The sequence below is a fragment of the Rubrobacter marinus genome (assembly GCF_011492965.1).
Lineage (GTDB): Bacteria > Actinomycetota > Rubrobacteria > Rubrobacterales > Rubrobacteraceae > Rubrobacter_F > Rubrobacter_F marinus.
In genome coordinates this window covers 409,624-424,329 of record NZ_CP045121.1, presented here as the reverse complement: position 1 = coordinate 424,329, position 14,706 = coordinate 409,624, and the positions used below count along the sequence as shown (strand labels likewise).

At 66.6% G+C, this 14,706-nt stretch carries 13 protein-coding genes and 2 pseudogenes; 4 read left to right on the top strand and 11 right to left on the bottom strand.

The window, feature by feature from the left end:
* Positions 1–266 precede the first annotated feature (266 nt).
* Positions 267–1,418 (bottom strand): annotated as a pseudogene (locus GBA65_RS02195) (redoxin domain-containing protein).
* Positions 1,419–1,797: 379 nt separating this feature from the next.
* Between GBA65_RS02195 and GBA65_RS02185 the strand changes: the two are divergent.
* From GBA65_RS02185 to GBA65_RS26005, 4 genes are all read left to right on the top strand, one after another.
* Entirely contained in the window at positions 1,798–3,819 is a 2,022-nt protein-coding gene (locus GBA65_RS02185; protein WP_166395176.1) for a hydantoinase/oxoprolinase family protein, read from the top strand.
* A 122-nt stretch (positions 3,820–3,941) separates the two neighbouring features.
* On the top strand, positions 3,942–6,248 hold the full coding sequence (locus tag GBA65_RS02180; RefSeq protein WP_166395175.1) for a hydantoinase B/oxoprolinase family protein: 2,307 nt from the start codon (positions 3,942–3,944) through the stop codon (positions 6,246–6,248).
* 118 nt (positions 6,249–6,366) lie between these two features.
* A complete protein-coding gene (locus GBA65_RS02175; RefSeq protein WP_166395174.1) occupies positions 6,367–7,215 on the top strand; it encodes a cupin domain-containing protein in 849 nt (282 codons plus the stop codon).
* A 49-nt stretch (positions 7,216–7,264) separates the two neighbouring features.
* On the top strand, positions 7,265–7,474 hold the full coding sequence (locus GBA65_RS26005) for an AMP-binding enzyme (protein WP_166395173.1): 210 nt from the start codon (positions 7,265–7,267) through the stop codon (positions 7,472–7,474).
* A 37-nt stretch (positions 7,475–7,511) separates the two neighbouring features.
* On the opposite strand, the gene GBA65_RS02165 is transcribed toward GBA65_RS26005, so the two are convergent.
* The 10 genes and pseudogenes from GBA65_RS02165 to GBA65_RS02120 form a co-directional block, all read right to left on the bottom strand.
* A complete protein-coding gene (locus GBA65_RS02165; protein ID WP_166395172.1) occupies positions 7,512–8,357 on the bottom strand; it encodes an IclR family transcriptional regulator in 846 nt (281 codons plus the stop codon).
* Between the two features lie 152 nt (positions 8,358–8,509).
* Positions 8,510–9,265 carry an SDR family NAD(P)-dependent oxidoreductase gene (locus GBA65_RS02160; protein WP_166395171.1) on the bottom strand — a complete coding sequence of 252 codons (756 nt, stop codon included), beginning with the start codon at positions 9,263–9,265 and terminating at the stop codon, positions 8,510–8,512.
* Between the two features lie 78 nt (positions 9,266–9,343).
* Positions 9,344–10,324 carry a thiolase family protein gene (locus GBA65_RS02155; protein WP_166395170.1) on the bottom strand — a complete coding sequence of 327 codons (981 nt, stop codon included), beginning with the start codon at positions 10,322–10,324 and terminating at the stop codon, positions 9,344–9,346.
* Between the two features lie 79 nt (positions 10,325–10,403).
* Positions 10,404–10,739: a hypothetical protein gene (locus tag GBA65_RS02150; RefSeq protein ID WP_166395169.1), complete on the bottom strand. Its 336-nt coding sequence runs from the start codon at positions 10,737–10,739 to the stop codon at positions 10,404–10,406.
* Positions 10,739–10,843: a zinc ribbon domain-containing protein gene (locus GBA65_RS26000; protein ID WP_166398294.1), complete on the bottom strand. Its 105-nt coding sequence runs from the start codon at positions 10,841–10,843 to the stop codon at positions 10,739–10,741. The genes GBA65_RS02150 and GBA65_RS26000 overlap by 1 nt, the downstream gene beginning before the upstream one ends.
* A 125-nt stretch (positions 10,844–10,968) precedes the next feature.
* Positions 10,969–11,823, bottom strand: coding sequence for a CoA transferase (locus tag GBA65_RS02140; RefSeq protein ID WP_166395168.1), 855 nt, complete (start codon positions 11,821–11,823; stop codon positions 10,969–10,971).
* A 115-nt stretch (positions 11,824–11,938) separates the two neighbouring features.
* A pseudogene (locus tag GBA65_RS25995) lies at positions 11,939–12,091 on the bottom strand (CoA transferase); the annotation flags it as partial.
* 4 nt (positions 12,092–12,095) lie between these two features.
* Complete coding sequence (locus GBA65_RS02130) at positions 12,096–13,085, bottom strand: amidohydrolase family protein (RefSeq protein ID WP_166395167.1); 990 nt, start codon at positions 13,083–13,085, stop codon at positions 12,096–12,098.
* Positions 13,082–13,288: a long-chain fatty acid--CoA ligase gene (locus GBA65_RS02125; RefSeq protein WP_166395166.1), complete on the bottom strand. Its 207-nt coding sequence runs from the start codon at positions 13,286–13,288 to the stop codon at positions 13,082–13,084. Before GBA65_RS02125 ends, GBA65_RS02130 begins: the two co-directional genes overlap by 4 nt.
* Positions 13,237–14,700 carry an AMP-binding protein gene (locus GBA65_RS02120; protein WP_166395165.1) on the bottom strand — a complete coding sequence of 488 codons (1,464 nt, stop codon included), beginning with the start codon at positions 14,698–14,700 and terminating at the stop codon, positions 13,237–13,239. Before GBA65_RS02120 ends, GBA65_RS02125 begins: the two co-directional genes overlap by 52 nt.
* Positions 14,701–14,706: the final 6 nt, after the last annotated feature.

Genomic DNA, 14,706 nt, shown 5'->3' with positions numbered 1-14,706 from the left:
CCAAGCGCGCTGCGAAATGTCTGCAAACACCATCTTTTTACGTCGGCAAAGCAAGGGGCCGTTCGGCGTGTGCCGCCGATTTGACCACTTATCCTTTTCGGAACGGCCAAAAGACGCAGATGATTTGGTCCCGAGTCCCGTAGTCTCGAGGTCCCTGTCGGCGGCGCTAGGCACCTTAAACGTAGCTCTGTTAGGCGCGAACGTGCTCTACCTCGCGTACCTGAGGGGGTCGCTGCTCTACAGTTGGCGACTCCTCCCGCGGTAGTCTAGCGCGGCATCCCTGGTAGGTCGGCGGATTCGTAGAAGGTTGCGTCGCCGATGGCGTCGAACACCTCCCAGAACTCCGGCGTGACGTTTATCTGACCGACCAGTTCCGGGTCGAGCGACAGGCTCTGGCGGAGGTAGTTCCACTTTTCCGGGGAGAGCCGGGCGGCCTCCTGTAGGTGGCGCTTGGCGGCCTCGAGGTGCCCCTCGCGGTAGAGGTGGCGGCCGAGGCGAGCGTGGGCCGCGGCGAGGACGTCGTCCTCTCCGGGTGGTTGAAGCCTCCGGCGGACCTCGTCGGCCGGGAGGGCGTACTCGCTGTACTCGCCTTTGTGCGCCCAGTCCCTGAGGGCGTCGACGTAGACGTGGCGGTACGTCTGCTGCCGGGCGGCCTTGTCGTCCGGCAGTTCGAAGGTCTCCCGGTGCATGTAGCGCCAGTCGTCGCCGAAACCGGGGACTTCGACGGGGCGCACGATCCGCCCCTCCTCGTTTATCCACACGGCGCTGGGGACGTTGATCATCCCGTAGAGGCCGGCGACTACGTGCTCTTCGTCTATCAGGCAGGGGTACTGCGGCGGAGCCTTGCGGCCCCACTCCGACTCGTCCCAGCCCGTTATCCTCCTCGCCGCCTCCGGGCGCTCGTCGAGGTCGGTGGGGCGGATGTGGTGCTCGACGGCTGCCCTCCCGCCCGTGTCGAGCGCGACGGCGATTATCTCGAAGTTACGGTCCCTCAGCTCGTCGTAGATCACCTGCCACACGGGCAGGTCGAAGCTGCACCCTCACCAAGAGGCCAAGGCGTAGAGGAATACCTTCTTCCCCCGGTAGTCCGAGAGGGAGTGCATGTTCCCGTCGAGGTCCGGGAGCGCGAAGTCGGGTGCCTGGAGGGAGAGGAGGTCGTCCTTGCGGGCGCTCGCGCTCTCACCGAAGGCCCAGACGGAGTGCTCCTCATCGCGAACGACCGGCCGGTCGAAGCGCCGGGCGAAGGCGGTGAGATCCACCCTTCCTTCAGCGTCGCGCCACGAGCCGTCGGCGGGCAGCGGCGAGCAGAACTCGCCCTTGCAAAGCCCCTCGGGCTTCAGCACCTAACCGGTCGCCGAGGCAAGGTCTTCGGCAGAGACCCAGAGCCGCTCCCCTTCTTCCCTGGCGTCTTCGGCGATTACGGACTCGCGATCCTACAAGATGGTCGTGCTCATCGTCACACCTCACCCCGTGGAGACGTCAACGCAAGGAGTTTCATATTCCTTGCTACACGCAATACAAGTAATACATCTTCTCCCCAACACGGGGGCAACTGCGGGTGCAAAGAACGCAACCTACATCCGCAAGACCGACCACTGAAGTCTCCGTGCATTCGACTACAAAATCAAATGTCGTAGCCTCGCGCATACGGAGTTTCGGCGGGTAGACAAGCGGCGGGGTGCTGGCCCGACGACTCATGCGTCGGAACTCCCTCAAACGGAACGATGGTGACTTGCGCCTAACGAGTTGCCTCATTAGCATTCTCGCGGGGAGGACGAGGGGAAGGGGAGTAGGTTCGTGCACAAGTACGTCATCTCGATCGACGTGGGCGGTACGTTCACGGATTGTGTGGTCATCGAGGATTCCGGCCGGGTGACCACGGCCAAGGCCCGCAGCTCGCCGTCGGACAACTTCAAGACGGGGTTCTTTTCGAGCATCGAGGCCGCCGCGGCGCAGCTTGGGATGGATGCCTCGCGGCTCATGGAGAACGCTATCCGTATCGCCCACGGGTCGACCGTGGCGACGAACATCATGGTGCAGCGAGGCGGTGCCCGGGTCGGGATGATCACGACGAAGGGCCACGAGGGCACTCTGCGCCTCGCCAAGGGGATGGGGCGCATTCACGGGGAGCCCGCCGAGAACCTGCTGCACATCGCCAAGGCCCGGAGGCCCGTGCCGCTGGTGCCGGCCGAGTTGATCGTGGGCGTCACGGAGCGCGTCGACGTCGACGGCGACGTGATCATCCCGCTCGACGAAGACGAGGTCCGGGACGCCATAGCGCGGTTTCGGGACGCCGGCGTGGAGGCGGTCGCCTGCGGTTTCTTGTGGAGCTTCGCGAACCCGGCCCACGAGCTACGGGTGAGGGAGCTTATCGACGAGTCGGACCTGAACGTCTACACGTCGTTGTCGCACGAGGTGTCCCCCTCCCTCGGGGAGTACGAGCGGTTCACCGGTACCGCCATCAACTCGATGGTGGGTCCGAGCACGTCGGCTTACCTCTCCGACGTAGAGGGGGAGCTCCGCCAGCGCCGCTACGCCGGCCCGTTCCAGATCATGCAGGCCAACGGCGGCACGACCACGCCGGAGAAGGTGCGGAACTACCCGGTCATGATGATCGGCTCCGGGCCGGTCGGCGGGCTCGCGGCGTGCGCACGGGCCGCGGAGCAGGTCGGCAGCGACAACATCATCGGCACCGACATGGGCGGCACGAGCTTCGAGGTCGGCCTGATCGTGGACGGGGCACCGCTCGTGCAGGAAGAGACCGTCGTCGACAAGTACGTCTACCGCATCCCCAAGCTCGACGTCACGTCGATCGCCGCTGGCGGCGGGAGCATCGCCTGGGTGGACGAGATCAACGAGACGTTGCAGGTAGGCCCGAGGAGCGCCGGGGCGGACCCCGGCCCGGCCTGCTACGGGTTCGGCGGCACCGAGCCCACGGTCACCGACGCCAACCTGCTGATCGGCTACATCGACCCGGAGACGAGGTTCGGCAGCGGCGAGAAGAGCGGGTTCCGGCTGAGTCGCGAGGCGGCCTACGCAGCGGTCAGCGGGCTGGCCGAGCGGGTGGGTCTCCCGCCGCTGGAGGTGGCCCGGGGGATCGTGGACGTTATCGAGAACAAGATGGCGGCCCTCATCAGCAACGAGGTCATCGGGCGGGGGTTCGACCCCCGAGACTTCGTGGCTATCGCCTACGGCGGGGCGGGGCCGCTCCACGGCTACTCCTACGCCGCCGAGCTCGGGATCCGCTCGGTGTACGTCCCCGGTCGCCTGGCGCCGCTGTGGTCGGCCTACGGCATCTCGGCCTCGGACGTCCGCCACAGCTTCGAGCAGAACCTCAAGATGCTCCCGCCGTTCGACGCAAAGGTTCTGGCCGAGGTCTTCGGCGAGCTGATGGACAGGGCGCGCGGGGCCCTCGCCGAGGAGGGGTTCGACGAGGGCAAGCGCCGGTTCGAGCTCAGCTTGAGGATGCGCTACGAGGGACAGGGCCACGACCTCCGAGTGGAGTTCCCGCAGGAGAACCTCGACGGCAGGGGCGTGGAGTCCGTGGTCGAGCAGTTCACGGAGCTTTACGAGCAGCGCTACGGCATGGCTACGCAGCTTCCGGAGGCCCGCGTCGAGCTCGTCTCGGCCGCTTGCCACGGGTTCGGGGAGGTCTCGAAGTACCCGCGCGTAGGGGAGAACGGAGCGGGGCCGGAGGGCGGCGCCGAGAGACCCCCGCGCGAGGTCTACTGGGACCGGAGCGGTCAGCCCATCTCGACGCCGGTCTACGACGGGATGAGGATGGCCCGGATACGACCGTTGCGGGACCGGTGCTCATAGACCTGCCGGACACGACCGTGGTGGCTCGGGAGGGTCAGCGGGTGCACAAGAACTCTTACGGCGACTACGAGCTCTTCTTCGATAAGGAGGCGCAGGGCAATGGCTAAGTACGGTGTGCCCAGATGGTGCCGGAGGGCTTCGACACGTCGGGGTGGGACAGCAAGTTCCTCCCGTACATCACGGGTGAGACGCTCGACATAGACGACGGCCTGGATCTCCACACCGGGGGGAACGATCCGGTCGACGCGATCACGCACGAGGTCGTCCGCTACAGCCTGTGGAACGCGACGATCGAACACGGCAAGACCATCGAGAAGCTCGCCGTGTCACCCATCACGCTGGAGACGCGGGACTTTCAGGTTACGATCCTCACGGAGCTCGGGGAGCCGATCTTCTACGGACCGTTCCTCCAATACTTCTCGGGGTGGACAGACCTGAACGTCCGTTACGTACTCGAGAACCGGAGCGCCGACCCCGGGATCCACGACGGCGACACGTTCCTCAGCAACGACCCTTGGATCGGCACGGGCCACCAGCCCGATGTCAACTTCCTCACGCCCATCTTCTGGGAGGGAGAGCTATTCTGCTGGGTGGTTACCTCGGCGCACCAGAACGATCTGGGTGGCGTCGTGCCCGGCAGCTTCTGCCAGACGGCGACCGACATCTTCCACGACCCGACGCCGCTGCCGCCCTTCAAGATAGTGAAGGCCGGCAAGGTGGACCCGCAGATGGAGGAGCTGTACCGGCGTCATTCGCGCATGCCCGTCCACCTCTCCCTGGATCTCCGCTCGGCTATTGCGGGGAACAACCACACGAAGAAGATCATCCTCGGGCTCATCGAGAAGTACGGGGCGAGCACCGTCAAGTCGTCGATGCGCAAGATCATCGACACGGGGGAGCAGGCGTTCGTCGACAAGCTGGAGAAGATCCCCGACGGGACGTGGCGCGAGCGCGTGTTCATGGAGCGCGCGTTCACCGGCGACTCCGGCACGTACAGGGTCGAACTCGAGCTCGAGAAGAAGGGGACGAACCTCATCTTCAGGAACCGGGGGACCGAGGAGCAGAGCGGCTGCATCAACGTGCCGTTCGCGGCGTGGCGCGGGTGCGCGGTGACCCCGATCGCCGTCCTGCTGCTCCCCGAGCTGATGGGTGCGGTGGGCGGGGTCCTGCGCAGGTGCCAATTCGAGCCGACGCCCGGCACCATTACCTGTCCAACGTATGGCGCGGCCGTGAGCCCGGCCGGCACCTACGGCAACGAGATGGCGATCAGCATGGCCCAGTCGGTGATGGACAAGATGATCCTCTCCTCCGAAGACCGGGAGCTCTGGGAGAGCGTGGTCACCCCGACCCACGCCCACTGGATGTTCAACGTCATCGCCGGGACCACCCAGCGGGACGAGTTCTTTATCGGCCCGATGCTCGACGGGGTTATCGGCTCCACGGGTGCTACGCCGTTTCGGGACGGCCAGGGCGGCGACGGCTGGGTCGGGTGCCCCACCGCTCAGGGCCCCAACGTGGAGTTCTACGAGCAGAGCTGGCCGATCCTGTACCTCTACCGCAAGGAGCAGACCGACTCGGCGGGCCCGGGCAAGTTCCGGGGCGGCAGCGGCGGCGTCATCGCCTACACGCCGCACAAGGGCGACGTCTCGCTCGCCACGTGCACGGTCTACGGGATCCCCAAGACGCACGGGATCCTCGGCGGGTACCCCGGCACCCGGACAGAGACGAAGATAGTGCGCGAGACCAACGTCCGCAAGCAGTTCGCCGACGGGAAGGCGCCAGAGGGCATCGACGAGCTGGGCGGGAAGATAGAGCCCCAGATAGACAAAGACCCGCCGGCGCCCGTGGGCGCGGACGACGTGGTCGAGTGGTGGTGGTGCTCCACCGGCGGCTTCGGCGACCCGCTGGACCGGGACCCGAGCCTGGTCGCTGACGACGTCCGGTCGGGAGCGGTGAGCGAAGGCATGGCCGAGAAGATGTACGGGGTGGTTCTGGACGGGGCGACGTCCGTGGACGGGGACGCGACCGAGGCGAAGCGCCGACGGATACGGGAAGAGCGCCTGGCAAGCGCGAAGGTCCCGGAGAAGAACGGGACCCGTGCCACGGACGGGCGAGAAGACGGAGCCCAGATCGGCGGCTACGTGAGCGTCAGGAACGGCGAGGCGAGTTGCGCGGGGTGCAGCCAGGGTTTCGGCCCGATGGACGAAAACTTCAAACATTACCTTGCCGTCGAGGAGACCTCCGTCACCGAGGCGGGCCCGTTCTTCGTGGATCCCAAACTGTACGTCGACGACGAGCGCGTGCGCCTGTACCGCTCCTACTGCCCGAACTGTGCGACCCTGCTCTCCGTCACGGTGTCGCGCACGGACGACGAGGTGCTCGCCGAGTTCGAGCTCGCAGGCGGCCAGCCGTCGGACGGGGCGCCGTAGGCGTCTGGAGCCGGGGGCGTGAGGTGAGGTCTGGCTGCCCACCGGGCGCGGGAGACCTGCACGCGGGACCCCTCGCGAGCGTGTGGATGATGCTCGGGTACTCGTGGGGGAGGCGTTGATGGCGAGCGTGGTGCGGCAGGTGGATCTGGAGCCAAGCTGGGACACGCCCGGCGCGAAAGAGCCCGGCTACATCAGGTGGTTGACCACCAGCGTCGGAGGGGCCGAGGGCACCATCAACACGAACCCCGACGACGCGGCGCCCAGCGACCACGTGGTCCTGGGTATGATGGGCCTCCCGGCGGCTCAGGCGCAGCGCCTGCACTGCCACACCATCGCCGAGATCTACGTCGTCCTCAAGGGACGGGTAATAAGCGTCGACGGGAACGGCAACCGGGAGGTGGCCGGACCGCTCGACTGCCTTTACATGCCCCCCGGCTGCTACCACGCAACGCGCGCCCGCGGTGACGAGGACGTGGAGTTCCTCTGGCTCCATGACAGGCAGGAACCCCTCGGGTCGGCCAAGTACCCCGAGGGACCCATCCCGTGTCCCGAGATGAAGATGGTCCGCTTCGAGGACCTCGTCCCATACTGGGATGGTGATCGGGCGAAAGAGGTGGGCCACCTGCGCTGGCTTGCGAGCTGGGTCGGCGCGACGAACGGCCTGGACCTCAACCCCGAGGTCTCCGTCTCCAGCGACAACGTCGCTCTGGGCTTCATGGGCATCCTGCCCGCGAACAAGCAGCCCATGCGGGCGCAGGCGTGCGCGGCGACCTACTTTGTGGTCCGCGGCAACGTCACCGTCGCCGTCGAGGGAGACGCGGCGCGAGAAGCCGTAGCCCTGGGACCCAGGGACTGCCTGCGCGTCGGCGCGGGAGAGGCGCACTCGATCAGGAACGTGGGAGAAGATACCGCGCACCTTATCTGGCTCCACGAGGAAGTGATCGACGGAGCCACCAGCCCCCCGTGATCGCGCCCTCAAAGCCGCCGATGCGGCGGCGGTAGCCAGGCAGCATCCGGTGCCGGGAGAAGAAGTTTGCGCGTGCGTCGAGCCGGACGTCGAGTTGTCTGCCGACGACCTGATCGAGCATTGCAGGACGCACCTGGCGAACTACAAGGTGCCCCGTACCGTTAGGCTGGTCGATAGCCTGCCACGCAACTCGATGGGCCGGGTCCTCAAAGCAGCCCTGCGAGAGAGGGAGTCGGCGGTCGGTCAATCCGACGTGTAACGCAGGTTATGCTTTCGGGGCGCGCAACGCGCTCATACTACGATCCACCGTCACTAAATTTGCCTGCATCTGCCTGTAGGAGGTCCGCGCTGATGGTCTCCGCCGTGCCCCTGACCAGGTCGATAAGGCTTTCCAGAGAATCGTTCAGGCGCGAGGTCGGCCCCGAGACGCTGATTCCGGCTACGACGGTACCCACGCCTTCCCTGATGGGAGCCGCGATCGCCGTTATGCCCTCTATATTCTCGCCGCGGCTTATGGATACGCCCTCACGGCGAATACGTTCCAGCTCCTCGCGGAGGGCCTCCGGGTCGGTCAGGGTGTTTGCGGTGACTGCGCGCCATCCTCCCTCCTCCACGGCGGACCGCACCGACTCTTCGACCATATCGGCCAGGAAGAGCTTGCCGACGGCGCTTGAGTGCAGGTAACGTTTGGTGCCGAGCGCGATGTCCAGGCGCACCGACTGACGGCCCTCGACCTTGTCTATGTAGACGATGTAGCCGTCCTCCTTCACCCCGAGGTACGCGTCTTCGGTGCTTACCTCGGCAAGGCGTTCCAGGTAGGGCCTGCAAATGCTCCGGATGCCGGGGCTGGCCAGTATGCGTTGCGCGAGTACCGTCGCGGTCGGACCCAGCATGTATATCTTCAAACGCTGGTTGTACGTAACGAAACGCTCTCCTTGCAGGGTGCGCAACAGTTTCAGGGTCGTGCTCTTGGGCGAGTCGATGTCGTGTGACAGCTCGGTCAAGGTGAGCCCCCGCCCCGCACGAGAGAGACGCTCCAGTAGCTGCAAGCTCCGAATGACGCTGCCCGGCGATCGACGCTCCCCGCCGGAGCGGCCCTGCCCGCGTTTCGCGGTATGATCTGCGCCGTTGGTCTCCTGCAAGCCGCTCCTTCTCGTAACTCTGTCACGCCCTCGCTCTGTAGACGGCAGGATCGAGCTTGCCGAACCCGTTTGCCCAGGGCGCAGGTTCTACGGATTTTATACCCGCTCCCGAATCTGCCCACCAACACATCGTGCACGGCTAAAGAAGGATCCTACTGGTAACTGGAAGAGAGGCTCTTCCCTCCGCAGATGTGTATCGTCTGTCCCGTTACGTAGGATGACGCGTCGGACGCGAAGAACAGCACCCCGTTTGCGATGTCCTCCGGCTTCCCGACCCGTCCGGTCGGCTGCATCGCGATCAACTTCTCGCGAACGTCGCGGCGGAAGTTGCGGAACATATCGGTCTCGACCAGCCCGGGAGCTATGGCGTTGACCGTCACGTTGTGGCGGGCAAGCTCCAGAGCAAGGGCGCGCGTGAGGCTTACTACCCCGCCCTTCGAGGCGGAGTAGTTCGCCTGCCCGAACCCTCCCAGCCAGGCCCTGGAGGAGATGTTCACGATCCTGCCGTACCCTTGCTCGACCATCATCGATGCCGCCTGCCGGCAGCACAGAAACTGCGACTTGAGGTTGACGTCCAGAACCGCGTCCCAGTCCTCCTCGGTCATCTTCGTCACGAGCGCGTCCCGTATGATGCCTGCGTTGTTCACCAGTACGTCCAGCCGTTCGTAGGTATCCTCGACCCAGTCGAACATGCTCTCTACCTGCCCGCCGTTGCTGCAGTCGGCGACGAAGTATGAAGCCGTACCGCCGGCGGCGGTGATGCGCTCGGAGGCTCCACGCGCCCTGCCCTCTTCCAGATCGTTGACCACGACCGTCGCCCCCCTCAGGGCGAGCGCGCGAGCGATGGCCTCGCCGATGCCCGCACCGGCTCCGGTGACGAGCGCCACACGGCCTGCTACCTCGTTCACTACGCCTCCTCGATCCTTGGGCCTTTACGGCCGTCTACGGCGAGCCCTGGCATTCGACCGGCTCCGGGTGCGTCCCTCTCACGTCGACAGGACGGTGACCGCTATCGCCGCCCGATCGTCCTCCACCCGTCCCCCGGTGTTCAGGCACAACCCCGTCCGGATCGGACGGCCGCCGCGGGCCTGCCTCTCGCCGGCGCTCCCCCTGAGCTGCAGAACCACCTCGCCCACCTGAGCGACCCCGGTGGCGCCCGTCGGGTGTCCCCTCGAGAGCAGGCCGCCGCTGGTGTTCACGGGCAGCTCCCCGTGCAGGTCGTAACGGCCGGCCACGAGCTCTCTGTAGCCTCGGTCGACCGGGGCGACGCCCAGCGAAGCGAGGTGGTCCACCTCGGACGAGGCGGCCGCGTCGTGGACCTCGAGGAGGTCCAGGTCCTCGGGTCCGATGCCGGCCGCGTCGTAGGCCCTGTGCGCCGCCGCCCTGACCGAGTTGGCTTCGGCGAGACCCTCCCGCCTCCCGTACTCCCCGGATCTCAGGCCGCAGCCCGCGACGTAGACGGGTTTCGGGATACCCATCTCGCGGGCCTTGCGCTCGCTCACGAGCAACGCGGCGGCGGCCCCGTCCGCGATCGAGCTGCACATCAGGAGCGTTAGGGGCTCGGAGATGGGGCGCGAGGACAGCACCGACTCGATCGTGCGCGGCTTACGGAACTGCGCGATAGGGTTGAGGCTGCCGTTCCTGCTGTTCTTGACGGCGACGCGCGCGACCGACTCGATGGGTATGCCGTAATCCTCCATGACCTGACGGGCCTTCATCGCGTACAGGGCGGTGAACTGCCCCCCTCTGTCGCCCATGGTCTCCACGTCCGTCGACGTGCCGAGCGCCCGTAGAGACCTCTTCGTGTCGCCCACGAAGAGCTTCTCGACGCCGAGGGCAAGCGCCGTCTCCGCCGCACCCGAGCCTACGGCCATGGCCGCCTGATGAAGGGCCGTCGCCCCGCTCGCGCACGCGTTCTCCACGTTGACGACGGGTATGCCGCTCAACCCTACGTGCCGCAGGATCACCTGCCCCCGCACGGACTCCTGCCCGGTCGTCAGCCCGCGTAGGAGTTGCCGACGTAGGCGACCTCGACGTCGGCGAGCGTCAGGCCCGCGTCACGCACCGCCCGAGCACCGCGACGGCCCCCAGGTCCTTCAGGGACTTGTCGAGGAACTTTCCGAAAGGATGAAACCCCACCCGGCGACCACGCATCGATCCATCCAGCTCGCCCCTAACCGGCGGGTCTGTACCCCCACCTCTGCGCCTCCGTCCCATCGAAGAGGACCTCGAACTCCAGCCCTGGCCGGCGGATAGTCGCGCCGCCTCGTCCGCCGTGCAGAACAGGAGACAGAACACCTCGGGGCCCTCGTCGAGCCGCGCCCAGGCCTGCACCAGCGGCGCCTCGAACCCGTCCGGGGCGACGTGGCTCACCGTGTGCATCAGGAGCGTGGCCCGGGCCCGATCGCCACCTCGTTGACCCCCGTTCCGAGGCAGTTCGGGCATACCGGACGGTTCGGGAAGCTTACGTGTCCGCATGCCCACAGGAGATGCCGCCCAGCAGGATCCTCTCCCCTCCCGCACGAGCAGCGGGTCGCCCTTCACGGCATCCGCTCTCACCCGTGCCTCCCGGAGGCGCACGACGGTCTCGGCCCGGGTTCTCCGGGCCCCTTCACCCCCCGCTCCTCCGTCCGTCGCGCAGCGGCCCTAGAACCTCGGTGTCGTGCTCGCCCAGCCGTGGCGCCCTCTTCAGCCCGGGCGGCTCGAAGCCCTTGTAGCGGTAGGGGATCTCTACGCTCGTGTAGCCCTGGCTCTCGGCGTCGGTCTCCCTGCCGAGGAGGCCGCGGCTACGTACGTGCGGATCCTCGGTAACCTCTGCCCAGTTTTGTACCGGCGAGCAGGGTACGTTCAGGGCGAGCAGGTCTTCGACGATCTCGCCCCGCTCCTTCTTCGCCACGGCCGCCCTGAGACGGGGAAGTATCCTCTCCGCGTGCCGGTTCCGGTCCTCGTAGGTGGCGAGCTCGGGGTCCTCGAGAAAGTCGTCCCAGCCGAAGTAGCGGCACAACCGCTGCCAGAAGTGGTCCTCGATCACCCCCAGCGCCACGTAGCCGCCGTCCTTCGTCCCGAACACGCCGTAGTGCGCCTCGACCGTCGGCTTCTTCGGCTCGGTCCCCCCGAAGAAGTGACCGGACTTCAGGGCCGCCCAGGTCAGCACGAGGTCCGTCATGGAGACGTCGATGTAGACGCTCTCCCGCTCCTCCGCCGCGAGGGCCGCGAGGATCGCGTTCGCGGCGAAAAGACCGGCCGCGAAGTCGCTGACGGGTATCTTCTGCACGTGCCCTTCCGGGGGGTCCTCCTCCACCCTCCCCGTCATCGCCAGGGCGCCGGAGAGTGCCATGTAGTCTATGTCGTGGCCCGGGCGATCCTTGTAGGGAGAGTCCTGGCCGAAACCGGAGATCGAGCAGTAGACGAGCGTCGGGTTTATGGCCCTGAGGCTTTCGTAATCGGCGCCGAGCCGCTCGACCACCCCGGACGGAAGCCCTCCACCACGACGTCGGCGTCCCTGGCGAGGAGGCGCAGGGTCTCCTGCCCCCTTCGGCCTTCATGTCGAGGGCGACGCTCTTCTTCCCGCGGTTCAGGTTCTCGTAGATCCAGGGGTCCATGTCGCGCATGGAATCCCCCGCCCCCGGGCGCTCGACCTTGATCACCTCGGCGCCGAAGTGGGCGAGGAGCAGCGTGCAGTAGGGACCGGGGAGCGTGCCGGTCAGGTCGAGCACCCTGACGTTCGAGAGCATCGGATCAACCCCTCTCGGAGGCCGGGGTGCCGGTCGGGCGGGCGCGGACTTCGTCCAGCTTCATCACGCGCGTCGCGTTCTCGCCGAGGATCAACCCTACCTCCTCCCGGGTAAACGAACATCCGTGCTCGGGCGCGAGCTCCGGGAGCTCCCTGAAGAAGTCGACCCACTTGTGCAGCCAGGACTTGTCGCCCTCCGTCGCGGGCCCCGCGCAGTTGTCGCTGGCGAACAGGATTTTGTGCGCCCCGACCGCGTCCCTCATGTGGGCGAGCTTCGTCACGCACTCGCCCGGGTCCCTGAAAGCGACCTCGGACCACATCGACATCTCAAGATACGTGTGAGGATGGGCGGCGGCCACCGCGGTCGCCTCCTGCCACCACGGCCCCTTGCCGGCGTGGGCCAGGATGATCTTGAGGTCGGGGAACATGGCCTGGACGTCGCTTAGCTGCATGGGATGGGTGTAGCGCTGTATGAACGGCGACTCCACGGTGGAGGTGTGGAACGTCACGGGGATGTCCCACTCCACGCACCTCCGGTAGAGCGGGAGGCAAGCCTCGTCGTAAGGGTAGAACCCGGCCGCCGGATACAGCTTGAGCCCCCTGAGCCCAAAGTCCTTGATCGCGCACTCGAACATCTCGACGGCGTTCGGACGCCGGGGATCGACGGTCGCGAAGGCGTAGAAGCGCCCTTCGTAGCGCTCCTGCAGCTCTCCGTAATGCTCCATGACGTCGACGAGCGGCACCTCCGCCTCCTCGTCGCAGAGGACGCCGTAGTCGACCAGCATAGAGACCGAGGCATCGACCCCGGCGCGGTCCATCTCCGCCATCGTGTACGTACCCTCCGGGTCGGCGACGCCGCGGGTGACCTTCGGGAAGATCTCGTCCGGGTCCCGGAAGGGGTAGCGGCGATGGGCGGCTAGCCGCGCCCAGTTGTAGCGCATCGACGCCGGGATGTACTCCGGCGCCCATATGTGGATGTGGGCGTCTACTATCACGCGCGGGCCCCGCGGTCGTGCTCGGCCAGCATGTCGCGCAGCATCCGCTTGGCAACCTTACCGGTCGCGGTCGTCGGCAGCTCCTCGACCTTCATGAACAGGATGTTTCGCGGCACGCTGTAGCTGGGCAGGTCGCTCTTGCAATAGGAGATCAGCTCCTCCTCTGTGCAATCGGCGCCGTTCTTCGGCTCGACGATAGCCACGACACGCTCCCCAGGTCCTCGTCCGGTACCCCCACGACGTGGACCTCGTTGACCTTCGGGTGCCCGTAGAGGTGCTCCTCCACCGCGAGCGGCGAGACGTTGATGCCGCTGGTCTTGATCATGTCCTTCAGGCGGCTGACGTAGTGGAAGTACCCCCCTTCGTCCAGGTAACCGAGGTCGCCGGTGAGGTAGAAGCCGTCGACAAAGGTCTCCGCGTTCTTTTCGGGGTCCCGGAAGTACCCCGGGGTGATGTAGCCCTTCACCAGGGCCTCGCCGACCTCCCCGACTCCGAGCTCCTGGCGCGTCTGTGGGTCCACGATCTTGATCGTCACCCCGGGGAGGGGCTTACCCTGGCAGGTGAGGCGGCGCTCCACGCTGTCCTGTCCGTCGATGACGCAGCAGTTGCCGTAGGTCTCCGTCGAGCCGTAGATGTTGGAGACGTGGGGCACCAGCTCGATCGCCTGCCGGATCGACTCCCTGGGCCCGATGGTCGCGCCCTTTTGCAGCGAGGAGATGTCGTACCTGTCCCGCTCCGGGTGCTCGTAGAGCGCCTTGGTCACGGGCGGCATGCCGTAGTAGACGGTCGAGCGCGTCTCCTGGATCAGGGCCAGCGCTTCTTCCGGCTCGAAGCGCTCCTGGATCGCCACGCTCCCCCCGTGCGTGAGGATGGCAGGGACCGCGTTGGCCGAGGCCAGGCTGAAGAAGAGGGGCACGCTCAGCCACAAACGGTCCGTCTCGTCGAGGTGCTCGCGCTCGCCTATGTTGTAGCTGTTCTCGATCAGCCCGCGATGCACGAGGGTCACGCCTTTCGGCCGCGCCGTGGTCCCCGACGTATACAGCAGGAGCGCGACGTCGTCGGGCTCCACGCCCACGTCCCGCAGGCCCGAGTCGGAGGCCTCGGCCCCGAGCTCCTCCAGCCGTGAGAAGGCGTACGCCCCCTTCGGGACGTCCTCTCCCAGGACGACGACGCTTTCGAGGTCGGGCAGGGCTTCTGATCTGAGCTCGTCGGCGGACGCCGTCCCGAGCTCCGGGCAGATCTCCGACACGATCTCCACGAAATCGTTGCTCAGGAAGCGGTCCGCCATGACGAGGGTTTTCGCGCCGGCCTGCTCCAGAACGTAGCCCAGGTCGTTCGCCTTGTACCAGGTGTTCACGCCCATCGCTATCGCCCCGAGGCGAAAGGCCGCGAAGGCCGAGAGGATCCACTCCGGCCGGTTGCCCATGAGGATGGCGACCCTGTCCCCTCGCCCGACGCCGAGCTCGCGCAGGCCCTTCGCAAGATCGTCGACGCGCCTTCTGAACTGCCCGAAGGTCAGCCGTTCTCCCCGGAACAGCAGCGCGTCCTTTCCTTCGTAGCGTTCCGCGAGTTCGTCGAGCAGGCCGCCGAGCGTACGGCTCTTCGGTTCCATCATTCCCTC

Bases quoted from the DNA above. Each gene is read 5' to 3' on its own strand.
- GBA65_RS02175 (WP_166395174.1), top strand. From the start codon at position 6,367: ATGGCGAGCGTGGTGCGGCAGGTGGATCTGGAGCCAAGCTGGGACACG.
- GBA65_RS02120 (WP_166395165.1), bottom strand. From the start codon at position 14,700: ATGATGGAACCGAAGAGCCGTACGCTCGGCGGCCTGCTCGACGAACTC.
- GBA65_RS02150 (WP_166395169.1), bottom strand. From the start codon at position 10,739: ATGCACACGGTGAGCCACGTCGCCCCGGACGGGTTCGAGGCGCCGCTG.
- GBA65_RS02180 (WP_166395175.1), top strand. From the start codon at position 3,942: ATGGTGCCGGAGGGCTTCGACACGTCGGGGTGGGACAGCAAGTTCCTC.